Raw genomic sequence first — 22,428 nt, 5'->3', positions numbered from 1 at the left:
TTTTATTTTAGGTCAGGAGTTTGCGACTGACCGCGCCGGGGTGTTCAAAACGGCGCTGTACATAACAATACTATAAATATTTGATAAAATCAATAGGCAATCATAAGGGAAAAAGGCAGCGCCCTGCCGGACTTCCATTTCCGCAGGGCGCCGCCGGAGGCCTTTATTCAGCCGGCGCATCCGCCTTTTCTTTGGCAGACGCCTTCTTCTTTTTTTCCTTATCCTTTTTAGCTTCCTTCTCCGTGTCCTCCAGGTCCTGCGGCGGTAAGGGCTCCCGCTCGATCATAATCCGGGAAATCCGCCTGTCCTCAACCTCAAGCACGGTCAGGTTCAGCCGCCCGATTTTCACATTGGGGTGCTCCCCAATAGCGGGCACACGGCCCAGGCGCTCCATCATCAGGCCCGCAATGGTGTCGTACTCGCTGTCGGGCAGCGTCACGCCGGTCAGATCCTCAATTTCGTCAATCGGCGTGCTGCCGTCCACCTTATAGGTGTTCTCGCTCATCTGATGGATCTCCTCTTCCTCGTGGTCATATTCATCCTGAATATTGCCCACAATGGATTCGAGCAGGTCCTCCATAGTAATCAGGCCCTCGGTGCCGCCGTACTCATCCACAATAATGGCAATCTGCGTTTTGCGCTCGGTCATTTCCTTAAACAGGTCGGCGCAGCTCTTGCTCTCAGGCACAAAGAAAGCCGGGCGCATAATCGCCGTAAGCGGAACATCAGGCGTCAAATCCGTACTGACGTATTTCAGCAGATCCTTTACATAAATAATGCCCAGAATATTGTCCAGATCCTCATGGTAGAGAGGGATTCTGGAATAGCCCTCGGCAATTGAGAGGTCGACGACATCCTGAATAGAGGCATCGTCCTCCACCGCCGCAATATCCGTCCGATGCGTCATGGCTTCCACCGCGGTGGCATCGTTGAAATCAAAGATATTGGAGATCATATCCTTGGCGCTCTCGTCGAGCACGCCCTTTTCCTCTCCGGCATCCACCATCATGAGGATTTCCTCCTCCGTGACGGTTTCCTCCGCAGCGTCGGGATTGATGCCGATGAGCTTCAGCACCAGGTTGGTAGAGACCGTCAGCAACGAGATAAACGGCCGGAATATCACGCTGACAGCCTGCAATATTCCCACAAACCGGAAGCTGAGCGCCTCGGCCTTCTGCATGGCGATTTTTTTCGGCACCAATTCGCCGAAGACCAGCGAAAAGTACGACAGAATCAGCGTAATAATAACGGTTGCTACTCCATCGATTACCGACCGGGAGCCTGGAATAAATTGCATGAGCCAATCGGTCAGCATGGCGGAATAGCTCTGCGCAGCCGACGCTGAGGTCAGAAAGCCCGCCAATGTCACGCCGATTTGGATGGTCGAGAGGAACCGGCTGGAGTTCTGTGTCAGCTTCAGGACTCTTTTTGCTTTTTTGTTGCCCTCCTCCGCCATTTTCCTGATCTTGTTGTCGTTCAGGGTGATGACGGCGATTTCGGATGCGGCAAAAAAGCCGTTGACTAATACAAGGATAATCAGCAATAATACGGACATCAGTCCCGCCGTCTCTCCCTGTGCCTGCGCTGCCGCGGCCGGCTGGACGGCCTGCGCCCCAAGCAGCGCGGTAATAAGGTTGCCTTCAGGTTCAGGAGGCATTTGGTTTACCCCTTTCAATTTATTGATTTTTCTTGATACATATTGCCAAAGGGCTGGTCCCCTCCCCCCGGCAACCGCGCAATGGCGGCCTTCTGCCCGTGCTGGGCGCCGCCGCCGTTTGCCCGGCGTGGTTTTCGCACCCCGGTATGCATTGCTTTTTATTTTATCGTATAAAAAGGTTTTCTTGCAAGCGCCAAAAAGCTTCGCAGGAGCGAGCCTGGCCCCGCAGGACGGACCCTACCGGCAAAAAAGCCGGAAATTTCCATTCATTAAAGTAAATTTGAGTAAATATCACGCTTTAAGCCAAAACGGATGGGCTCGCGGCCGCCCGGCCCCGTGTAGGGGCAGAAAATAACCGTGAAATTACAAATAAAAATCCCTTTGCATCTTTACAGAACGCCTGAAAAATGATAGAATTTATTGAAAGTGAAAAATGTGTCAATCTGTGCATTTTCACTGGAAGCTCATTCATTGATTATCCTTAAAAGGAGGAACATATTTAGAATGACGGACACCAGAAAAATGAAAACCATGGACGGCAACAGCGCCGCCGCACACGTTTCATATGCGTTTACGGACGTTGCGGCAATTTACCCCATTACACCGTCCTCCCCCATGGCGGATGAAACGGACAAGTATTCCGCCGCCAACCGCAAAAATCTTTTCGGCCAGGAGGTCCGCATCACGGAGATGCAGTCCGAGGGCGGCGCAGCAGGAGCCGTGCACGGCTCCTTGGCAGCAGGCGCCCTGACCACCACCTACACCGCCTCCCAGGGTCTTCTGCTGATGATCCCGAACATGTACAAAATGGCCGGTGAGTTCCTGCCGAGCGTCATCCACGTCTCTGCCCGTTCACTCGCCACCCACGCCCTGTGCATCTTCGGCGACCACTCCGACGTTTACGCCTGCCGCCAGACCGGCTATGCCATGCTCTGCTCCAACAGCCCGCAAGAGGTTATGGACCTGGGCGCCGTAGCGCATCTGGCCGCCATTAAGGGCCGCGTCCCCTTCCTGCACTTCTTTGACGGCTTCCGTACTTCTCATGAGGTGCAGAAGATTCATATGTGGGACTATAAGGACCTGGGCGACATGCTCGACTGGGAGGCCGTGGACTCTTTCCGCCGCAGCGCCATGAACCCGGAGCACCCCGCCACCCGTGGCACCGCTCAAAACGACGACTTCTTCTTCCAGGCCAGCGAGGCCGGCAACAAATACTACGATGCCCTTCCGGCGGTTGTTGTCGACTACATGAATCAGGTCAATGAGAAAATCGGCACCGACTACAAGCCCTTCAACTACTATGGCCCTGACGACGCTGAGCGCGTAATCATCGCCATGGGCTCCGTCTGCGAATGCGCGGAGGAAGTGGTGGACTACCTGAACGCCGCCGGCGACAAGGTCGGCCTTGTTAAGGTTCACCTCTACCGCCCGTTTGTTGCCGACTTCCTGACCGATGCCCTGCCGAAGACCGTCAAGAAGATCTCCGTGCTTGACCGCACCAGAGAGCCCGGCTCCATTGGCGAGCCGCTGTACCTCGACGTTCTCGCCGCCCTCAACGGCACCGAGTTCGGCTCCGTACCGGTCTACAGCGGACGTTACGGCCTCGGTTCCAAGGACACCACACCGGCCCAGATTATTGCCGTGTTCCGCAACATGGAGGCCGAAACGCCGAAAAAGCGCTTCACCATCGGCATTGTGGACGATGTGACCCACCTGTCCCTGGATATCAGCGAGAACCCCGACACCACACCGGCCGGCACCACCTCCTGCAAATTCTGGGGCCTGGGTGCGGACGGCACCGTCGGCGCCAACAAGAACTCCATCAAGATTATCGGCGACCATACCGATATGTATGCACAGGGCTATTTTGCCTATGACTCAAAGAAATCCGGCGGTTTGACGGTTTCTCACCTGCGCTTTGGCAAGAAGCCGATCAAATCCACCTATTATATCAGCAAGGCTGACTTCGTCGCCTGCCACAAGCCCTCCTATGTCCATGAGTACGACATGGTTCAGGATCTGAAAAAGGGCGGCAGCTTCCTGCTGAACTGCCAGTGGACCGAGGAGGAGCTGGACCAGCATCTCCCCGCAAAAATGAAGCGCTACATTGCTGAAAACGATATCAACTTCTACACCATTGACGGTATTAAGCTCGGTAAAGAAATCGGGCTCGGCAGCCGCATCAACACCATTCTGCAATCTGCTTTCTTCAAGATTGCCGACATCATCCCCTCTGAGCAGGCCGTTCAGTACATGAAGGACGCCGCCCTGCATTCCTACGCGAAGAAGGGCCAGAAGATTGTTGACATGAACTATGCGGCAATTGAGCACGGCGCAACCGACTTTGTCAAGGTCAACGTGCCGGAGTCTTGGAAAAACGCAGAGGACGAAGCAGTGGAGGAGGCCGTCATTGAGGGCCGTGCCGATGCCGTGGACTATGTCAAGAACATCCTGATTCCGGCTAACAAATACAAGGGCAACGACCTGCCGGTCTCCGCTTTTGAGAAAATGGCGGACGGCACGGTGCCCTCCGGCACTTCCGCTTATGAGAAGCGCGGCATCGCCATTGATATTCCCGAGTGGAACCCGGCCAACTGCATCCAGTGCAACTTCTGCTCCTACGTCTGCCCGCACGCGGTTATCCGCCCCGTTGCCATGACCGAGGAAGAAGCCGCCAAGGCCCCGGAGAGCATGAAGATGAAGGATATGACCGGCATGCCGGGCATGAAGTTCGCCATGACGGTTTCCGCTTATGACTGCACCGGCTGCGGCTCCTGCGCACAGGTCTGCCCGGGCATGAAGGGCGAAAAGGCCCTGGTCATGAAGCCAATGGAGACTCAGCTCATCAGCCAGGAAGGCGCCGACTACGCACGTTCGCTCGACCAGAAGCCCGCCGTCTTTGACAAGTTCAAGGAGAGCACCGTAAAGGGCAGCCAGTTCAAGCAGCCGCTGCTCGAATTTTCCGGCGCATGCGCGGGCTGCGGCGAGACCCCCTACGCGAAGCTCGTCACCCAGCTGTTTGGCGACCGTATGTACATTGCCAATGCGACCGGCTGCTCCTCCATTTGGGGCGCATCTGCTCCGGCTACGCCGTACACCGTCAACAAAAAGGGTCACGGCCCCGCCTGGAACAACTCCCTGTTCGAGGACAACGCTGAGTTTGGCCTGGGCATGACGCTCGCTCAGAACGCCATCCGCGGCAGGCTGGCCGGCTATGTTGAGGAGCTCGCTGCTTCTGACAAGGCCTCTGAGGAAATGAAGGCGGCCTGCAAGAACTATCTTGACACCTTCGATGACAGCAAGGCAAACCGCGGCGCCGCGGATGCCCTGATTGTCGAGCTTGAGAAAGCTGCCGCAGACGGCTGCGAGCTTTCCGCCAAGACCCTTCAGGATAAGGATTACCTCGCCAAGAAGTCCATGTGGATCTTCGGCGGCGACGGCTGGGCCTACGACATCGGCTTCGGCGGCCTGGATCATGTTCTTGCCTCCGGTCAGAATGTAAATATCCTGGTCTTTGACACCGAGGTTTACTCCAACACCGGCGGCCAGGCCTCTAAGTCCACCCCGCTCGGCTCTGTCGCACAGTTTGCTGCAACCGGTAAGGCGACCAAGAAGAAGGATCTGCCGGCCATTGCCATGAGCTACGGTTATGTCTATGTAGCGCATGTCGCCATGGGCGCTGATTATAACCAGTGCATTAAGGCCATCACCGAGGCTGAGAGCTACAACGGCCCCTCCATCATCATCGCCTACGCACCGTGCATCAACCACGGCATCAAGGGCGGCATGAGCATTGCTCAGGCTGAGGAGAAAAAGGCTGTTGAGGCCGGCTACTGGCAGAACTTCCGCTACGACCCCAGACTTGCTGACGCAGGCAAGAATCCGTTCCACCTCGACAGCAAGGCGCCGACCGCCAGCTACCGTGACTTCATCATGGGTGAGGTTCGTTACAACTCTCTGACCCGTGCTTTCCCGGATCGTGCTGAAAAGCTCTTCACCGAAGCTGAAAAAGTGGCCAAGGAGAGATATGAACATCTGGCGGAGATGTCCAACGAATAAATAACCTCCATTATTTACCAGCATAGCGAAAACAGGTCTTTTTCACCAAAGGAGAGGACCTGTTTTTGTGTTTTATACGACGATTTTTCCCTTGCAAGAACATTGGAAATATACTATAATTAGAAAACCGGATTATTCCATCTGAGACCAAATAGACCGGATGGGTTGAGCGGTAAATATTGATTGAGGAGAATTAGAGAAATGAAAAAAGTAATGGCGTCCCTTTTGGCGACCTTGATGGTCATTGTTGTAATGGTTGGCTGCTCAGGCGGCAATTCCGACTCCAAGTACGTCGGTACCTGGAAAACCTCAGAGGTTTCCGCCGCTGGCCAGACCTTTACCATTGAGGAGTTCAATGAGCTCGCTGGCGACTCTCTTACCAACCAGGCTGACCTGACCATTGTACTCAACGGCAACGGCAGCTGCGAGGTTAAAAATGCTGCCGGTACCAGCGGCACCGGCAAGTGGACCGAGGGCGAAGGCAAAATTACCATTAAGGATTCTGCTTCCACCATTGAGCTGACCGAAGAGGATGGGCTGCTCGTTATGGAGCAAAGCGGCACGACCTTCAAATTCAAGAAACAGTAAAAGCTTAATCCTTCCCCTTATCAGAAGCTGGCGGCAGCTTTGGAACGGTTGGGCTGGTATCTGAGGTGTACAAGAAGATGAAGAAAAAAATCCTCTTACTATTAGCGGTTTTTATCTTTACCATCAATATGGTTGGGTGCAGCAGCACGCTCCCAGGCCTGATGAAGGATATGCTTAAAGGCGAGCAGCCGGCGCCCTCGTCGGCGCCTTCGTCGGCGCCCGGTACGGCCTTTGAAGATGAAGCTTCCCAAGGGGCCGGAAAAACTGAATCCGCACAACCTGATTGGGACATCCCGCCTGCCTCCCAGGCCGATGCCCAGGCCCAATATACGGGGACCTGGAAAACCGTTGAGGTTGCAGCAAACGGCCAGACCTTTACCATTGAGGAGTTTGAGGAGATTGCCGGCGAAGAACTAACCAAACAGGCCGCCCTTACCATTGTTTTAAATGAGGACGGCAGCTGTGAGGTCCGGAATGGATCCGGTATCGGTGGCGCAGGTATATGGACTGTGAGTGGCGGTGAAATTGTCATTCAGGACGCTGCTTCCACTTTTTATTTAACAGACCAGGGAGACGGCTCTCTCCTTTTGGTACAGGAAAACTCTTCCCATACCTTTAGAAGATAAGGGAACACAACATAACCCCCGCTTTCATTCGGGCCAGCCGGATGAGAGCGGGGGTTGTTTTACTTTATATTATCGCAAGGCCGTCCCCCGCTTTACGCGCAATAGCGGGCGGCAAGCGCCTGAAGCTTCTCACTGTTTTGCGGCGCCCACTCGGCCCAGGTCGAGTGAGAAAACTCTATCAGCTCGCCAAGCTCCAATAGAAAAGCGGGAATATCCGACTCCAGCATAACACCGGCCGGCTCGCCGAAGCTGGCAGCTCCGAGCTTATCCGTACCGTTGATAAATAGCCGATAGGCGGGCAGCGGTTTTTTGTCAACGGTTTTTACACAGCCCTGAAAGCCCAGCGCCGCCGCCTGATGCGCGCCGCAGCTGGACGGACACCCTGAAATCCGGATGCGCGGCAGGACGCCGTCCCGAAAATGACGCTCGCGCACTTTTTCCACCACCGCCGCCAGCGTTGCCTGGCTGTTCCGAACCCCCTGTTGGCAGATGCTTGCGCCAATGCAGGCAACACTTTTTTCAAATTCGTTTTGAGCTCCATCCTTGGTTAATTCCAGTACCTTCCGGGCCTCGTCCGCTGTCAAATGAATGATATAAAGCCCCTCGTCCGGCGCCACCCTGCACTCTACCGCAGGAAAATCCTTTATAAGCCGGTAAAGCGCCGACAGCCTTTCCGGCGGCAGACAGCCGCCGACAGGCTGATAGCGAACCGCATACAAGCCGTGCTGCTTCTGAGCTGTCACCCGCGCATCCTCAAGCATGCCCTCTCCACTTTTCTGGACATCCACGGCCTCCACATGCAGATCCAGCTTTTCATCGCGCTGAACCTGGCTCACATATTCCAGGAATATCCTGCGAAGCTTTTCTTCACCCAGCGTCTCCTGCATATAACGCGTGCGGGCCCGGGCCCTATTCTCATAATTGCCATGCGCGCAGAAGGTTAAGACCATGGCCTTGATATAATATAGGATTTTTTCCGCCGGTACGGCCTGTTGCGCCAAAATTCCCATTTTGTGGTTAGCGCCCAGGCCGCCGGCGATATAAAGATCAAACGTCCCGTCCGGATTGGCAAGAAAGCCCATGTCGCGAAATGCCGCGTGAACCGAATCCTCCGCCCCGTTTGAAAACGCAACCTTCAGCTTTCTAGGCATATGGATGCTATCCGCAATCGAAAGCAGATAGCCAGTGGCAGCCTCCGCATATGGCATCACGTCGAATGCTTCACCCTGCTGTACGCCTGAAAGCGGGCTGCACATCACATTGCGCGGATTATCGCCGCCGCCCCCCAGGGTGTAGATGCCCGCCTCAGCAGCGGCTTCCATAATTTTTGCGACCTGCTCCGGCGCCAAATTATGGAGCTGTACCGTCTCACAAGTCGTCAGCTTCAGGAGATCGATGCCATATTGTTCCACCGTCCCGGCAATAAAGCCAAGGCGCTCCTTCGTCATCCGGCCGCCCGGAAGCCGGAGCCGCAGCATGTTCTTAGCCGGGTCCCGCTGTGCATAGCTGCCAAAGCCGCCCGAAACCCCCTTATAGGCCTTCCGGTCAATTTCACCTTTATTAAATGCCTCCAATTTTTCTTCAAAATCGCTGATTCTTGCCGTAAACCGGTCCATCCATTGTTCCCGCATTGGGCGTTTCCTCCTTTAAACATCCTCTCGGCCGCTTTATTTTGCACGGTTCAACATCCTTGCCGCCTGTATTCACGCGGTAAGATACAAAAATTTTTTGTGTACTTATCTTTATCATACCACATTTGTCAAGTTTTCGCGCATATAAAATCCTGACAAACCCGCTCATGAATCCTGTTGTTGTCCGTACAAAAAGCTGAAGTAGACTTCAGCTTTTGCTTGACAAATTTGTTGAATCAGCGTAATATGAAGTTAACTTCATATTATGCTGTGAACAATTTACTTTTAAAGACGGGGCACTGCAAGATGAAAAACAGAGTAAAAGAACTTCGTACCCAATTAAAAATGACACAGCAGGAGCTGGCTGCGCTTGTCCATGTTTCTGCACGGACTGTCATTTCAATTGAAAAGGGCCAGTACAGTCCGTCCCTTATGCTGGCTTACCGCATGGCTGTTGTGTTTGGAGTAACCGTCGAAGAGCTTTGCTGCTTAAAAGAAAATAAAGAATTGGAGGATCTGCGGTATGAGGAAATCTGATTCGCTCAGCTACACGGATAAAATTAAATGGCGCGTTCGTACGTCCTGGGGAATTTTAGCTGTTATGCTGATTTACATGGTCATTGTTGGCGAGACCGGCGGAGACTCCAGGGTGATGACCAATTTTGCCGGTATCACCAGCAAGGTGATCTTCTTCGGCGGCATTCTTTTCATTCTCCGCAGAATCCTCCGCTATAAGAAGCTGCTTAAAAATAAAGCCTTGTTAAAAGAACAAATGCAAACCGAGCTGGAGGAAAGAAAGCAGTACCTGCACGACAAGAGCGGGGGTGCGGTGCTGGATATTCTTCTTCTCTTTTTGCTCTTTGCCACGGTTACCACCGCACTGTATAATATGACAGCCTTTTATGTGTCCATCGTCATTCTGGCGGTCACGCTGTTTTTGAAAATAACAGCTTATGTATTTTATAGCAGCCATTGAACCTGGCTCGATCGGTTCCCGGCAAAACGGGGCGCCGTGCTTCACGCTGCTATTATCCATTTTAGCGCGGCGCCGTTTCATCCGCTGCCTTCGGAGCCATCGGATGAGGGTAAAACAGAAGGGCAGGGAAAAACGCCCTTTTGCTTATTATCCCGCTCAGGCAAAATAACCGCCGTCAGACGGTACATCCCGTACCCGCCGCCCGTTTAGCTCCCGGATACGCGCTAAACATGTCAACCTGTCTGAGCGGCGGCGCAGCCCTTCCGTACGGCGGCTGGAGTACAGAATAAAAATGACATAGATATAGGGCATACCCAAGTTCGTCTCCAACAGGGAATTTACCAGCAGCGGCGAGAGCTTATCCGCCAGGCTGCTGAATCCGGCGCTGCGGACACCGCCCACCAGGAGCATCGCCTCCCAGCCGAGCTGCACCAGGATGCCGATTGCCAACAGCCATAGGATCGGCGCCCTGGTCTCTTGCTCCTTCTGCCACAGGTTCCAGACAATCAACCCCAGGTATCCTACCAAAAGGATAAGCGCCATATAGCCATGATAGGAGCCTGTTGTCCGCTGAATGGTGATCGGTTCAAGGCCACCGCCGAAGGTCCGGGTAATCAACGGGCAGCAGAACCACCATGTCAATATCAGCATTGACCATTCCAGAAGCCGGTGATCCTTCGAGATCCAGAGCCAGATCCAGGCAAAATTGGTAAAGCCGTAGCTCATCGACATCCAAAGCAGCACCCAGAAAAGGCTGTAGCCGCCGGAAATTTCCCGGGCGCCGCAAACCAGGTGGAAAATACCGAAATCCACTACCATATACAGCAGGCCGGCAAGCAAGCCGGTCAAAACCGTCATATACTTTTTGCGCAGCAGCAACAGGCATGCAAAAAACAACAGAAACCCCAGGTCCAGCCAAATGTACAAGGGGTCGAACTGCCGCCTTGCAATCATCTCTGCCATCACACAATCTCCCTTTCTTAACTTCTGCTTATTCACCGGCTGCTTCAGTCAATTTCAGCCAGCATAACAATCATTGGTTTTATTCTGCTTTTACATAGGCCGTCATGCGCGCTCCCGCATCCTGCACCAGGATGTCTGCGGGCAGCCGGAAAAGCTTACAGGCCGTGTAAACGCTCGCCACGGCGCTGGAGAGATTGCAGGCCTGAATCAGGTAAACCACCCAAAACCAGGAAAGCGGAACCAATAGGTTCACCAGAAGGAGAAGCGCTCCCAAAATCGCCGCCGGCAGCAGTAAAAGGGCAATATAACCGCGCTTTGTAAAGCAGGCGTTGCTGCTGGTGTACAGAACCAGCCCTGTAAAGCCGTAAGTGGGCTTCACACCGCTGAGCCATCTGCCCAGCAGGCCGTTCAGCAGCGCCTGAAGCAGCGGACAGGCAACTGTGCCGATGACAATGGCAGCCAGCTTTCCCAAGGCCTCCCAGAGCACCGCCAGTATACCGCTGACTCCGCCCGCATGAAAAAAGCGGGATAAATCCAGTAAAAAATTCAGCGGAACAGCAAACGCCGCCGCAACCGCCATCCCCACGATCACTATCAGCGCTGTTAGATTCAACCACAGCGCCTTTTTTTGATCGCTTTTCAGGTCCAAGCTCCATATCGTCCGGTAGCCGTCTGGAATCTCCGTCAGATTTTTCATATCCTCCTCACGCCTCCTGCCAAGATAAAATATGGATTGCCGCTAAGCGCCAGCCCCCAACCGCGGCCTAAGCTGTAGCGCCGCGGTTTTCCGTTTACCAGTTCAGCACTGCGCGAAGCCCCTCCTCCGGCGCCTGTTGGGGTGAATATTCCAGGCCGACATACCCCTCATAGCCTGCCGCCCGCAACTGCCTGAAGATATTGGGGTAATTGAGCTCTCCCTGGGTCAGCTCATGCCGTCCCGGCGCTCCGGCGGCATGAATATGGCCGGCTTTATCCAGATTAGGCAGCAGCGATCGCAGGATGTCCCCCTCGGTGATCTGCTGGTGATAGATGTCATACAGCACACGCACCGATTGCGCTCCCACTTCATCAATCAGATCGAACGCCTCCTTGGAGGCCGACAGGAAATACCCCGGGTGGTTGAGCTTCGTATTCAGCGGCTCTACTACCAGGGTCACGCCGCTCTCCTCCAGCAGCGGCACACATGCGCGCAGTCCGTCAAGCAGGCATTGGCGCTGCTCTTCCCGCGGCGCGCCGGTATCCGGCCCGGTTTGGGTAATCAGTGTATTGCAGCGCAGCCGGCCGGCAACCTGAATGCTTTCCCGCAGGCCTTCCAAATACCGGGCCCGCGCCTGAGGCTCTGTCAGAGGAACAAATTTTGTGCAGAAGGCGGCGATTTGCAGGCCCAGCCGCTCAGCAGCCTGCGCGACTGCCTCACAGTCCTTGTCCCACCAGGACCAAAACTCCACAGCGCCGTAACCGGCCTCATGTACACGGCGCATACTGTCCGCCACATCGCCTCCTGCATAAACAGCATCCAAACAAACCGAGTACTTCATAGAACGCACACCTCCATTGATAGATATTTTTATTAGCGCCAATCCACCTGCTTCCGGAAGCCTCGCTCTAGGCTGGCTCTCGTTCGCCGACTTTCAAAGGCTTAACACTTACCAATTTAAGTTAAGCATAACATTTAAAAAAGAAAAAGTCGACTATTTTCTGTGAAAAACCGATATTTTTTCACCCGGGAAGCCACCAGACGAAAAGTATTTGTCCCATGTATTACGGAGAACGAAAAAACGCGCGTCCCCCGGAAAATAAAAATGCCGGAAGGCAATGTGCCGTCCGGCGAACATCTCATTGGATAGTCCGTTTTATACTGGGAGCAAAGGGGAACGGCTCCCGGGGCAGGCAACCGTCAATTTGTGCATCGCGCGCGTACACGCTACATAGAGCAGGTTCCGGTCAAAGCCTTCCCGGTAGGCTTCCGCATTTGCACCGGGAATTAGCACCTCGTCAAACTCCAGGCCCTTTGACATCTGTACCGAAAGAACAAGAGCGCCGTTATGGAACGACTCGCTTTCCGGCGTTACCAGCGTTACCTCCGCCTGGCGCTCCTCCAGCCGCTCAAACAGCTCCTTTGCCTCACGGTTCGTTCTTGTAATAATACCCATCGCGTTGTAGGCGCCTTGGTGAAACAATTCCACCGCCGCAATCAGGTAATTGAGTTCCTCCTCGCCATCCCTAAAATCCAAGACAGCGGGGGGATCCCCGTGGCGCTCGACCGCCTCAATATTCACCTGGCCGATGATCCTGCTGGCAAAGTGAATGATCTCACATGTAGAGCGGTAGCTCTTTTCCATTCTGACCAGCTCCGACCCATCATACAGCCGGTGCAGCTCCTCCAGCGTATAGGGGCAATTGGGATTAATGGACTGCCCGAAATCCCCCAAGATGGTTTTGGGGCACTTAAACAGCCGGTTGAGCACCGCGTATTGAATGGGGCAGTAATCCTGCATTTCATCAATGACAAGATGCTTAATCAGGCGGCTTTCCTGCAAGCCGGTAAAGGCCGCCTGCAAATAAAGATAGGGGTACACGTCGTTCCACTCCAGCACCCCCTTCTTTACCGGCACATACAGCTTGGAGCGGCCGATCCGCTGGTAAAAATCCTTATAAGCCGCCAGGGTGTTTTTCAGCCTGAGCATCTTTTTTAAGGAAATGAAAATCCGCGTCCGGTGCGGAAGCTTTTCCTCCCAAATATTGTCACGTTCAAGCCGGTTGTAAAGGTCGTCGGCGACAATCTCCAAACGCTTAATCAGCGGAAAGCGCTTATAAATATCCACCCTGGCCCGGATCCACTCAGCAGGAACTGTAAACGATTCGTACACATAATCCTGGACCGCAAGGGCAATCTCCGGCAGCTTCGCGATATACGCGTCCATCAGCTGTACAAACTCAACGGTAGACTTGAAGCGCACGCGCTCCTCCCAAGCCTTGTCCGCATTTTCCAGCGGGTTGCGGTCGGAGGAAAAGTCAACCCCCTCCTCCAGCTGAACCAACGCCAGGTCCTCCAGGCTGGCGTCAAAGATGGGCTCCTCACCCAGCTCCGGCAAAACGTTTGAGATATAATCACCAAACACGCGGTTCGGCGAGATAATGGTCACATTCTGCGCCTTGATGGTGTCACGGCGCCGGTATAAGAGAAACGCTACCCGGTGAAGGGCAATGCTGGTCTTACCGGAACCCGCCACGCCCTGAATAATCATCGTATGCGCCGTCTCATTGCGGATAATTTGATTTTGCTCCCTTTGAATGGTGGAGATAATAGATTTCATCTTTTCATCTGAAGTGTGGGCAAGCTCCAGCTGCAGAATATCGTCCTGAATATTTTGGGAGCTGTCAAAGGCGTACTCCATGCGCCCGTTTTTAATTTTAAACTGTCTCTTAAGAATAAGCTCCCCCTCTACGTGGTCCTCCGGGGCATCGTACCTGGCACGCCCCAGCTCATAATCATAAAACATGCTTGCAACCGGCGCGCGCCAATCTACTACCAGCAGCTGCTGCTCAAAGTGAAAGGCATAGAGGCCGATGTAATAAACCCGTGGGCTGTCTCCGCCATCCGGACGAAAATCGATGCGGGCAAAATAGGGACTGTCCTTTGTCTTGCGCATTCTGTCCCGGTAGACCACCGCCGAGACGCCCAGAGAATCAATCTGGCGCAGGGCCATCTCGCTCTGAAAAATTTCCTTGGCGTCGCCTTCATTGCGGTGCTCCACCATGTAGCTCTGTGTTTCGCGGTATTCCTGGTCCATTTTTTCAACAGAGCGCTCTGCTTCTGCAAGCTCCAGGCCGGCCTTTTCTATAATCTGCTCAAGATGGATGCGCTCTTCGGGAAAAGAAGCGGCGATATCGGGTATATCCCTGTGCTCCGCATGCTGTGTTGCTCTCTCCATGTAAACCTCCTTACACGATCAGATCCGTTTCTCCCTTTTTTTGAACTTAGGCTTTGGGCAGTAATCCTGGGTCAAAAATCAGCCTGCCCGCCTTGCTTCGTGAAAAAACGCTGTAAAAATCCGCGCTTTCACGGCAACATGCCCACCGGCGATCCGGTCAGCCAGCGCCGGTGGACAAAACACGGCTTCCTGCCACCGGCCCGGTTCGCTATCCTCATCATAACAAATATTTAAAAAAAGACTAGACTTATTTTTTCGGATATGGTATGTTATATATTAATCGTAGCCAAAAATGGATTTTGGCTACGATTAATATATATACAGATAAAAACAGGCCTTGTCTCCTGCGAACGGGATTACAAGGCCTGTTTTTTATTATTCGGGCTTCACCAAAATAAAGAATGCCCGCTGATTTATTCCTAATGGCCGTCACCAAGAACGGAATTGATAATTTCTTCCCGATTCCGTATATAACGCTCCAGCTCCGCCTCATTCATCAGCAGTACAGGATATTCGGCGGCTTCCTCCAGCAGAATCAACTCCGGAGCAGGCATAAAATTTTCCGGCTGTGCAGACAAATCCAGCAGGGCATAGATGCTTTCTACATAGTTATATTCCTCCTGCTGCTGATATAGCGGAGATTCCTTAGGATATTCCTTGGGCGTCAGGAAAACTAGATATTCCCGGCCTTCCTGCATCGGCGCATGGTAACACATCGGCTCTGTTTTCGGAAAGCCATTTACAAATCTATCATCAGCCTCCGCTCCTGGTATCTTTCCTATAAATTGATAGACCTCCGCATCATGGAGCCATTCATGCGCCGGTGAATAGTATAGCCGCACCGGCTCATAGATTAAGATGTGATCTCCCTCCAGAGAAGCATCTCCCTGGTAAACAGAAACCACTTCCGCCTTGGTAAGAAATGTTTGATTTGTATAATCTTGTTCTCCTTGATATCTTACCACAGCTATCAATTTACTTTGTTTCATTAAATTCTGTGCGGAATCCTCCAGCGTCTGCGGTGTAATATCACTGTTATACCAATAAACCGCTTTGCCGAGATTCGGATCTTGCGCCACATCTGTGAAGCTGGCCCGAGTTGCTAACCCCAGCAGCACACAGCCTAGCAGCAGCACGCAAATTATTAACCAGGGACCTTGTCTTTGTAAAAAACGTCTCATCCCCTTTACGCCTCCCCTTCCGGTTTCGCCTGACTGTCCATAACCTCTGCCAGCCGTCCCTCCGCCATCTTAAAAATCCGGTCGCATAAAGCAGCGATATCCTCCTTGTTATGGCTAGCCAGCAGGATGGTCGCGCCGCGGTCCCGCTCCTCCCGGAGAATTGAGCGCACCCGCTCCACACCGTCTTCATCCAAGGCGTTTGTCGGTTCGTCCAGCACCAACAGCTCCGGCCTTTCCATAATGGCCTCAGCAATACCTAGGCGTTGCTTCATGCCCAAGCTATATTTTTTATAGGTGCGCCGGTCGTCTGGATTCAGCCCCACCCGCGTAATGGCATGGCGGATTTCGTTGTCTCCGATTACCCTTCTGATTTTAGACAGCAGGCGCAGGTTTTCAAACCCGGTGTACTCATCCCAGAAGCCTACGGATTCAAGCATAACGCCCAGGCTTTCCGGAAAAGTCACATCCTCCCGGAGCTTTTTTGAAAAGACCTCCACCTCGCCCTCGGTCAGACGGATCAAACCGCAAATTGCCCGAAAAAGCATGGTTTTACCCGAGCCGTTCACTCCAATAAAGCCGTATATGCCGCCACGGTCCAGCTCCAGGTTGATATGATCCAGCACCAGCGCTCCTTTTATTTCTTTTGTCACATTACGTACAATAATCTGATCCATCTTCCTCCACCCCTTTAAAAAAAATCAGCCCGCTTCAGATAATGCCGAAGGGCCAAATATTCTACGCCCGCTATGAGCAGTAAATAGACTACGGAATAAAAGGCAGGCGGAAACACCGTTTTTCCATGCGGTTCATAAAATCCGGCAGACGCTTCTTCATGCCAGGCATATATCCCTTGACAAAACGGGTTGGCATAACAAAAAAGCTCTTTCAGAAAGCCGCTGGAAAAGGTCGCCGCCAGAATGCTAATTACATGCAGAGCCGCTACCGCCAAAAAGGCGTAGAAGCTTCCGGTTTTCAGCGCACTGATGCTGACCAGACCAACCAGCATCAGGTTATTTAAGAAAAACAATATTACCTCTACGGTAAACATCCGCCAGTTGAATTCCTCCGGCGATGCGCCCGATGCCAAGCCGGCACATAGGGATGCCGCCGCTCCTAAAACGCTGTAAAGCGCAATGCACCCCGCCAGGTACAGCAGCTTGGGACCAAAGCAGCGCATTGGGCGCGGCGCGCGGGTCAGAATATAAACAGCCATCGCTTCAAAATCCCCGGAAATAAAATCACTGAATAAAAAAAGCAGCAGCACCGTGGGAATGAATGCGAACAGCAGCACCGGCGGGTTATTCAGCGGTGAGAAGATCTTTCCGCCCAGGACATAGAGTATAAACTCATTTAAATTCTCGCCATGCCGCAGCAATGCCGCCCAGCAAGGCAAAAAGCCATAAACGGCGGCAGCCAGAAACGTTTTCCATAACCATCGCTTTCTAAGCATCCGCTTTTCCCCGCTCCATAAAATCCCGCCTATCCGTTGCAAAAACATCAATCAATATCAGGCACAAAAGGGTGCCGGTTAGCACCGAAAAATTGCGCAGCAGCAGCGGCGGGCTCTGAAAAACCTCCGGGCTGCACACAACATAGAAAGTCGAAACAAAAAACCACGTTAAATTGGAGACCGCATAATCCAGCACACCATAGCCAACAACAGCCAAAAAGCCCAGATAAGTTTTACCGCCGCCAATAACTGAAACCAAATAAAAAATCAGCGAGCAATTCATGTAAAAGAGCAGCTGAAGAAACAGCAGCGGCAATAATTTTTCTCCGCCTTCCGCACTCCCAGCAAAAAGCAGTGCCCGGGGTACCGCTATACAGTTGGACATAAACACGTACAACAGCGAGCTCACTGCCGACAGCCGGGCATAACAGGCAATGTACCCGAAGGGCGACTCCATGCGCACCGTCAGCTTTGTCTCGCTGCACACCTGATAAACAGGCGTATTCCAAAGGCAGAACAGCGGGGTAAATAAAAGTCCAAATTTATTAAGGCTACGAATAGACATGAAGGCCTCGGCCGCATTTTCTCCATATGGCGTACTCAGGCACTCGGCTCCTTGTATCACCAGCAAAGAAACTAGAAACAACCATTGGCTGCAGCGCTTGGTTAGCAGCCGCAGATATTCCCGTGTCATTGCAGCGCCGCCTCCGTTCTGTACCTTTTAGCCGCGGCGGCGCCAAGCAGTAGAACCGCCAGCATACAGAGCGGTAGGGCGAAGAAAAACCATGGTTGTTTAAAAACGCTGTCATTCGGGTATAAGTAGATCTCGAAAATCAAAGAGGGATTGATAAATGTAAGGAGCAAATCATAGCACAACCAAAAAACAGCAGGCAGGCCCAAAACCAACAGTTTTTTATGAACACCTAATAAAGAAAGCAAGTAAGAGGCTACCGCGTTCATGCCCCCGAACAGAGAAGCATAGAATATGAAAACAAGATTATGGAGGTAAGGGTGGTTCAGCAGCAAATATGGAAACACGTAGGCCTCCGATAATGTAGGAGAAAACATCCACGCACCCCAACTAGCATAACCTTCTATTTTCCCTCCTGTAGCGGGAAACAATAAAAATGACAGCAGCTGCGACACAAGCAACGGCGCTAAAATAACCAAAAAACCCCCGGCAAAGGATAAAAAAATCCCAGTCCGGCGGTATGCCCCCCACGTTGTGCGCACCAGCACCGACGCCAGATTGTGGCTTTTCCGATCCTCTAAAAAGCTATCAGCAAAGGGTAACGCCGCGATTAAGGAGATTGCCAGCAGATAAAAAGCTTGTAAAGTGACCCCCATCACCTGTGTAATATTACCCACCCAACCAGATGCCGCCGTGTATAAATCCGACTGGTCGGCGCCCCATTGCGAGCAGCATTCCTCAACAAAAGCTAATACGATAAATAAAAAGCTCAATACACAAGCAATTTTAAATTCTGCCCGGGTCGCCATGCGAACCAACTGCATACGAAAGATGCCGGTATTCCCATGCTTTTCCATTTGTGCCCTCCATTTATTTAAGTGTCAGGGAATATTCCGTCCAAAAATATTCCCTGACAATATCAGCCTTAGCCTAAATCAACAGTTCCGCTAATTGAAGTCGAACTTAGACCCCAATTGGACGCGTGCGCTCTAAATTCAACAGGCCCGGTCCATCTGTGTGTAACTAAATAAGGTACTACACCACGGCAACTCATAATATTGCAAATAATTAAAACATCGGAAACACCCTTTCTACTAATTTCATAAATTAATTGAACTCTAATAAAATTATATTAATATATTAAACATCAAAAATCAATTATTTTATAAATTTTCTGTCATCTTTTGAAATATAAGGCACCGATTCTATTCAATTTAGACCTCTGCACAGAGGGAACCTTCTATGAAAAAAGTAAAAACGAAAAGCGTTGTGAACGCATCTACAGGCGAACAGCAAAGGCGCGGCGTGACTCTTTGCGGAGAAGGAGGAGCAGCGGATCCGGTGACTAATTTTTTATGAAATAAAAAATCGGAACGAGCATAACTCGTCCCGATGTGGGTTTAGGTTACAAAAAAAGAGGCCCGCTTCTGGTCAAGCAGCTGAATGAAAAACGGCTGGTGAGCTCATCACGAAAGAACTGTTGCGACATATACGTTTGCATCAATCCCCAAACTGCGCTTTGATCCGCTCATTTACCCGAGCATCCATCCCATTCGGCAGCAGCATTAAATCTTCTTCTAAAATGGGGATTTCTGCGATGTCATCTTTTTCACCATATTGCGGAAAGTTAACCAGCCAAGTCCCATTAATAAAGTCCGGATCACAGATCCATCCCTGCATCCCTTTGTGTACACCATCTTTCACATATCTGTCTTTTTCGTTAATTACTTCGACACAATCCATTTCTTTCATGCTATTTACCTCCATATGGCGTATTTAATTTCAACTTACCGTTTGACTTTACCATCCATCCCGCCATAAACGATACTTCGCTAGTTCCATCTTTTCTTGGAATGGTAACTCTAATGTTAATTCTTTGCCCGTGCTCATTTAATTTTCCTAAAGTATAATCTCCTGCAATATACTTTTCAAGAGCCTGCTTTTCTATTTCGGCTTGCAGCCACCGTGCGTCGGTAACTGTATAGCCCCAGCTTTCAAAGGCTCTGTTCTTTCCATGCTTATAAACGTTGTCAGGGTCAAATAAGTAAGGATCAAATTTACTGTATTCACTGTATGTCGTTGCATCCATTAAAACCACCGCGTAATCAATTGGGTCTAAAGTACAGTGGCAGAAAGGATGATGCGGCCACGTGGGCGACTTGCTTTCCAGAAACCAACATCCATCTAGCTTTAAACACTCATCACAATGGGTTTTCCCTTCTGAATGGTGTGTCCACTGAATCCAGCTGGGCACAGCAGATTTCTGAACAACGAGGAAAGCGGACCATCGTTTGTGATAACTGCCGTTAACTCCTGGCAGAGCTGGCAAAGATTTCGATACGGGTGATAGCTTACCATATGGCAAAACGTAACCACATGCTTTCTGGATATACATTTAAACCATCTCCTATTTCATGATAAGGAAAAAATCCTTTCACTAATAGGGAAAAAGCGAGCAAAAGTTGCATAGAACCATGCAACTTTAGAAAATTATTCACAAGAAATTTACAAAAACAAACTACAGAGAATTTAGAAACATCTCCAATATATCAAAAAAGTGAAGTAAAAACAGACAAAAGTACATTTATTTCTACCGAACCTTCATGGGCTCGTGTTACAAAAAAGATGCCCGCTACAAATGCGGGCGGAAAAGCTTTAAATATAGAAAACCTGCGGTGCGCAGCTTGCTTACCGCAGGTGTGGGTTTACGCTACAAAAAAGATGCCAACTATAAGCGCGCGCACAAGACTATAGATAAAAACAAAGCCCCGCACGCGAATTGCGTGTCGAGGCTCTCGACTGGTACGCCCGGCTGGATTCGAACCAGTGGCCTTTAGAGTCGGAGTCTAACGCTCTATCCAACTGAGCTACGGGCGCATATTCAACTTTAACCATGTTTAATTATTATAAAAGATTCTGCGGCAAAATTCAAGAGCAAATTCAAAAAAGCACCCGGTTTTTTACCGGGTGCTTCTGAAGCTGCTTTAGGGGGCCAGATTAATGTCCCGAAAAGCCTTCACCAGCGCTACAGATTTTTCCCAGCTCATCAGGCTGCTGTTTATGCACAGGTCATAATTATCGGCGTCCCTCCAGTTTTTCCCTGTAAAGTACTGGTAGTAATCTGCCCGCCGTTTATCCGTGCGGATAATCAGCTTTTTAACCTCCTCCCTGGACAAGGAAGGGTGAACCTCCTGGGCCCGCTCAACGCAGTAATCAAACGGAGCATGTACAAACAGCCGCAGGACATTGGGCTGGCCCCTCAGCACAAAATCCGCACAGCGGCCCACAATCACGCAGGATTCTGTTGCCGCCAGGTCGCGAATAACCTTTGCCTGGAAGTTGAACAGGTTGTCATTGGAGACAAAATCCTCACTGTCCGGAGGAATCAACTCCCCCATATAGGCCGCACGGGCCTTCTTAAATAAAAGGGTTCCCTTAATCTTTTCATCGGCATTGGCGAAGAGCGCTTCGTTAATCCCGCTTTGATCCGAGGCCAGCCGCAGCAGCTCACGGTCATAATATGGTATATTCAGCTCCTTGGCAAGCATCCTACCAATTGTACGCCCGCCACTGCCATAACCGCGGGCGATGGTAATGACAAAATTTTTCACCGTAATCCCTCCGTGTTCAGGATATTTACAAATCAAGTATAGAACAAAGAAATAAAAAGGTCAATCATCTCTAAATTTTTCAGATAACTATAGCGCAAAGTCCTGAAAAAATCCAGATAAATTCAAGAAATCTTTCAGGGATTTCTTGTGATTTCCGCCCAGAATGCTATAATGGACTACAGCAGAAACAATTTAAAGCAAAAGAGGAGAATAACATGGTCAAAACACTGGATAAGCTTACGGAATATGGAGTCGAGTTAACCGGCTACCTGCACGATGCAAGCCCTGAAATGCCACACCGCGCCAGCCGGCCGGCCGTCATCTTCTGCCCGGGCGGCGGCTATGAAATTCTTTCCGACCGCGAGAAGGATCCGCCCGCGCTGGAATTTTTTTCCCGCGGCTATAATGTTTTTATTTTAATGTATTCCCTGAAGGAGAGGGCCTGCGGACTGCACCCGCTGAAGGAGCTCTCTGCCGCTGTCATGACGGTCCGTGAAAAGGCTGCCGTCTACCACATAGACCCCAAATGCGTCGCGGTTGCCGGTTTTTCCGCAGGCGGGCACCTGGCCGCAAGCCTCGGCGTGCGCTGGAACAGCCCGGAGCTGCGCGCCGAAATGGACACCAAAAACGGTCTTAACCGCCCGGACGCCATGATCCTATGTTATCCGGTTATCACCGCGGGGCCATGGGCGCACCGGCCTTCCATTGAATGGGTCAGCGGCAGTAAAACCCCTTGCCCGCTGTGGGATTATTTCTCTTTAGAGAAAAATGTCCCGGCAGACGCCGCGCCCGCTTTTATTTGGCACACCGTTACCGACGACGGCGTACCGGTGGAAAACGCCCTGCTTTTTGCCTCGGCGCTGCGGCAGGCGAAGGTTCCCTTTGAGCTGCACCTTTTTGCCGGTGGGCCGCATGGCCTTTCCACCTGTAACGAGGAGGTCGGCTCCCCCAACCCGGAAAGCCGCAAATGGGTGGATCTGAGCCTGGCATGGCTAAATAAGCAATTTGGGTTCAAGGATTGAACATGCCTAACGCATAAGAGACGCCGGGCCGCCGACAT

Annotated in this window: 20 protein-coding genes and 1 tRNA gene; 6 read left to right on the top strand and 15 right to left on the bottom strand. The window is 51.7% G+C overall.

Features of this window, described 5'->3' with window-relative positions; translation table 11 throughout:
* Positions 1-163: 163 nt before the first annotated feature.
* Positions 164-1,657, bottom strand: a complete 1,494-nt coding sequence (locus tag DPQ25_RS12520) for a hemolysin family protein (RefSeq protein WP_242978342.1) — start codon at positions 1,655-1,657, stop codon at positions 164-166.
* Positions 1,658-2,161: 504 nt separating this feature from the next.
* Here DPQ25_RS12520 and nifJ point away from each other — a divergent pair.
* From nifJ to DPQ25_RS12500, 3 genes are all read left to right on the top strand, one after another.
* Positions 2,162-5,716, top strand: a complete 3,555-nt coding sequence (nifJ, locus tag DPQ25_RS12510; RefSeq protein ID WP_112333512.1) for a pyruvate:ferredoxin (flavodoxin) oxidoreductase — start codon at positions 2,162-2,164, stop codon at positions 5,714-5,716.
* Between the two features lie 201 nt (positions 5,717-5,917).
* Positions 5,918-6,304, top strand: coding sequence for a hypothetical protein (locus tag DPQ25_RS12505; protein WP_112333511.1), 387 nt, complete (start codon positions 5,918-5,920; stop codon positions 6,302-6,304).
* A 77-nt stretch (positions 6,305-6,381) separates the two neighbouring features.
* Positions 6,382-6,930, top strand: a complete 549-nt coding sequence (locus DPQ25_RS12500) for a hypothetical protein (protein WP_112333510.1) — start codon at positions 6,382-6,384, stop codon at positions 6,928-6,930.
* A 92-nt stretch (positions 6,931-7,022) separates the two neighbouring features.
* On the opposite strand, the gene DPQ25_RS12495 is transcribed toward DPQ25_RS12500, so the two are convergent.
* Positions 7,023-8,561, bottom strand: coding sequence for a nitrite/sulfite reductase (locus tag DPQ25_RS12495; protein WP_112333509.1), 1,539 nt, complete (start codon positions 8,559-8,561; stop codon positions 7,023-7,025).
* Between the two features lie 306 nt (positions 8,562-8,867).
* Here DPQ25_RS12495 and DPQ25_RS12490 point away from each other — a divergent pair, with 306 nt between their 5' ends.
* Positions 8,868-9,098 carry a helix-turn-helix transcriptional regulator gene (locus DPQ25_RS12490; RefSeq protein WP_112333508.1) on the top strand — a complete coding sequence of 77 codons (231 nt, stop codon included), beginning with the start codon at positions 8,868-8,870 and terminating at the stop codon, positions 9,096-9,098.
* Positions 9,085-9,537, top strand: coding sequence for a hypothetical protein (locus DPQ25_RS12485; RefSeq protein ID WP_112333507.1), 453 nt, complete (start codon positions 9,085-9,087; stop codon positions 9,535-9,537). The genes DPQ25_RS12490 and DPQ25_RS12485 overlap by 14 nt, the downstream gene beginning before the upstream one ends.
* A 156-nt stretch (positions 9,538-9,693) precedes the next feature.
* Here DPQ25_RS12485 and DPQ25_RS12480 read toward each other — a convergent pair whose 3' ends face one another.
* From DPQ25_RS12480 to DPQ25_RS12420, 13 genes are all read right to left on the bottom strand, one after another.
* Positions 9,694-10,500, bottom strand: a complete 807-nt coding sequence (locus tag DPQ25_RS12480; protein ID WP_177577070.1) for a hypothetical protein — start codon at positions 10,498-10,500, stop codon at positions 9,694-9,696.
* Positions 10,501-10,579: 79 nt separating this feature from the next.
* Positions 10,580-11,197, bottom strand: coding sequence for a metalloprotease family protein (locus DPQ25_RS12475; RefSeq protein WP_112333506.1), 618 nt, complete (start codon positions 11,195-11,197; stop codon positions 10,580-10,582).
* 94 nt (positions 11,198-11,291) lie between these two features.
* Entirely contained in the window at positions 11,292-12,038 is a 747-nt protein-coding gene (locus DPQ25_RS12470) for a hydroxypyruvate isomerase family protein (RefSeq protein WP_207657316.1), read from the bottom strand.
* A 315-nt stretch (positions 12,039-12,353) separates the two neighbouring features.
* The gene (locus DPQ25_RS12465) at positions 12,354-14,435 is read right to left on the bottom strand and encodes a HelD family protein (RefSeq protein WP_112333505.1); all 2,082 of its coding nucleotides are present in this window, start codon (positions 14,433-14,435) and stop codon (positions 12,354-12,356) included.
* 419 nt (positions 14,436-14,854) lie between these two features.
* A complete protein-coding gene (locus tag DPQ25_RS12460; protein WP_112333504.1) occupies positions 14,855-15,616 on the bottom strand; it encodes a hypothetical protein in 762 nt (253 codons plus the stop codon).
* Between the two features lie 5 nt (positions 15,617-15,621).
* Entirely contained in the window at positions 15,622-16,290 is a 669-nt protein-coding gene (locus tag DPQ25_RS12455; protein ID WP_112333503.1) for an ATP-binding cassette domain-containing protein, read from the bottom strand.
* Positions 16,291-16,304: 14 nt separating this feature from the next.
* A complete protein-coding gene (locus DPQ25_RS12450; RefSeq protein ID WP_112333502.1) occupies positions 16,305-17,066 on the bottom strand; it encodes a hypothetical protein in 762 nt (253 codons plus the stop codon).
* Positions 17,059-17,760: a hypothetical protein gene (locus DPQ25_RS12445; protein ID WP_112333501.1), complete on the bottom strand. Its 702-nt coding sequence runs from the start codon at positions 17,758-17,760 to the stop codon at positions 17,059-17,061. The genes DPQ25_RS12450 and DPQ25_RS12445 overlap by 8 nt, the downstream gene beginning before the upstream one ends.
* Positions 17,757-18,614 (bottom strand): hypothetical protein, encoded by an 858-nt coding sequence (locus DPQ25_RS12440; protein WP_112333500.1) that lies wholly within the window; start codon positions 18,612-18,614, stop codon positions 17,757-17,759. Before DPQ25_RS12440 ends, DPQ25_RS12445 begins: the two co-directional genes overlap by 4 nt.
* Before the next feature lie 643 nt (positions 18,615-19,257).
* The gene (locus tag DPQ25_RS12435; protein WP_112333499.1) at positions 19,258-19,509 is read right to left on the bottom strand and encodes a hypothetical protein; all 252 of its coding nucleotides are present in this window, start codon (positions 19,507-19,509) and stop codon (positions 19,258-19,260) included.
* Position 19,510: 1 nt separating this feature from the next.
* The gene (locus DPQ25_RS12430) at positions 19,511-20,152 is read right to left on the bottom strand and encodes a DUF6883 domain-containing protein (RefSeq protein ID WP_242978340.1); all 642 of its coding nucleotides are present in this window, start codon (positions 20,150-20,152) and stop codon (positions 19,511-19,513) included.
* Between the two features lie 405 nt (positions 20,153-20,557).
* Positions 20,558-20,634 (bottom strand) — tRNA-Arg (locus DPQ25_RS12425).
* A gap of 107 nt (positions 20,635-20,741) precedes the next feature.
* Positions 20,742-21,368 (bottom strand): cytidylate kinase-like family protein, encoded by a 627-nt coding sequence (locus tag DPQ25_RS12420; RefSeq protein ID WP_112333498.1) that lies wholly within the window; start codon positions 21,366-21,368, stop codon positions 20,742-20,744.
* A 215-nt stretch (positions 21,369-21,583) separates the two neighbouring features.
* Between DPQ25_RS12420 and DPQ25_RS12415 the strand changes: the two genes are divergently transcribed.
* On the top strand, positions 21,584-22,390 hold the full coding sequence (locus tag DPQ25_RS12415; protein ID WP_112333497.1) for an alpha/beta hydrolase: 807 nt from the start codon (positions 21,584-21,586) through the stop codon (positions 22,388-22,390).
* Positions 22,391-22,428: the final 38 nt, after the last annotated feature.

Origin of the sequence: Hydrogeniiclostridium mannosilyticum, assembly GCF_003268275.1 — a bacterium.
Lineage (GTDB): Bacteria > Bacillota > Clostridia > Oscillospirales > Acutalibacteraceae > Hydrogeniiclostridium > Hydrogeniiclostridium mannosilyticum.
This window is presented reverse-complemented; position numbering and strand designations above follow the sequence as displayed.

What these genes read in the sequence shown, in the direction of transcription:
- DPQ25_RS12520 (WP_242978342.1), bottom strand. Translation starts at nt 1,657, where the DNA reads ATGCCTCCTGAACCTGAAGGCAACCTTATTACCGCGCTGCTTGGGGCG.
- nifJ (WP_112333512.1), top strand. Translation starts at nt 2,162, where the DNA reads ATGACGGACACCAGAAAAATGAAAACCATGGACGGCAACAGCGCCGCC.
- DPQ25_RS12505 (WP_112333511.1), top strand. Translation starts at nt 5,918, where the DNA reads ATGAAAAAAGTAATGGCGTCCCTTTTGGCGACCTTGATGGTCATTGTT.
- DPQ25_RS12500 (WP_112333510.1), top strand. Translation starts at nt 6,382, where the DNA reads ATGAAGAAAAAAATCCTCTTACTATTAGCGGTTTTTATCTTTACCATC.
- DPQ25_RS12495 (WP_112333509.1), bottom strand. Translation starts at nt 8,561, where the DNA reads ATGCGGGAACAATGGATGGACCGGTTTACGGCAAGAATCAGCGATTTT.
- DPQ25_RS12490 (WP_112333508.1), top strand. Translation starts at nt 8,868, where the DNA reads ATGAAAAACAGAGTAAAAGAACTTCGTACCCAATTAAAAATGACACAG.
- DPQ25_RS12485 (WP_112333507.1), top strand. Translation starts at nt 9,085, where the DNA reads ATGAGGAAATCTGATTCGCTCAGCTACACGGATAAAATTAAATGGCGC.
- DPQ25_RS12480 (WP_177577070.1), bottom strand. Translation starts at nt 10,500, where the DNA reads ATGGCAGAGATGATTGCAAGGCGGCAGTTCGACCCCTTGTACATTTGG.
- DPQ25_RS12475 (WP_112333506.1), bottom strand. Translation starts at nt 11,197, where the DNA reads ATGAAAAATCTGACGGAGATTCCAGACGGCTACCGGACGATATGGAGC.
- DPQ25_RS12470 (WP_207657316.1), bottom strand. Translation starts at nt 12,038, where the DNA reads ATGAAGTACTCGGTTTGTTTGGATGCTGTTTATGCAGGAGGCGATGTG.
- DPQ25_RS12465 (WP_112333505.1), bottom strand. Translation starts at nt 14,435, where the DNA reads ATGGAGAGAGCAACACAGCATGCGGAGCACAGGGATATACCCGATATC.
- DPQ25_RS12460 (WP_112333504.1), bottom strand. Translation starts at nt 15,616, where the DNA reads ATGAGACGTTTTTTACAAAGACAAGGTCCCTGGTTAATAATTTGCGTG.
- DPQ25_RS12455 (WP_112333503.1), bottom strand. Translation starts at nt 16,290, where the DNA reads ATGGATCAGATTATTGTACGTAATGTGACAAAAGAAATAAAAGGAGCG.
- DPQ25_RS12450 (WP_112333502.1), bottom strand. Translation starts at nt 17,066, where the DNA reads ATGCTTAGAAAGCGATGGTTATGGAAAACGTTTCTGGCTGCCGCCGTT.
- DPQ25_RS12445 (WP_112333501.1), bottom strand. Translation starts at nt 17,760, where the DNA reads ATGACACGGGAATATCTGCGGCTGCTAACCAAGCGCTGCAGCCAATGG.
- DPQ25_RS12440 (WP_112333500.1), bottom strand. Translation starts at nt 18,614, where the DNA reads ATGGAAAAGCATGGGAATACCGGCATCTTTCGTATGCAGTTGGTTCGC.
- DPQ25_RS12435 (WP_112333499.1), bottom strand. Translation starts at nt 19,509, where the DNA reads ATGAAAGAAATGGATTGTGTCGAAGTAATTAACGAAAAAGACAGATAT.
- DPQ25_RS12430 (WP_242978340.1), bottom strand. Translation starts at nt 20,152, where the DNA reads ATGTATATCCAGAAAGCATGTGGTTACGTTTTGCCATATGGTAAGCTA.
- DPQ25_RS12415 (WP_112333497.1), top strand. Translation starts at nt 21,584, where the DNA reads ATGGTCAAAACACTGGATAAGCTTACGGAATATGGAGTCGAGTTAACC.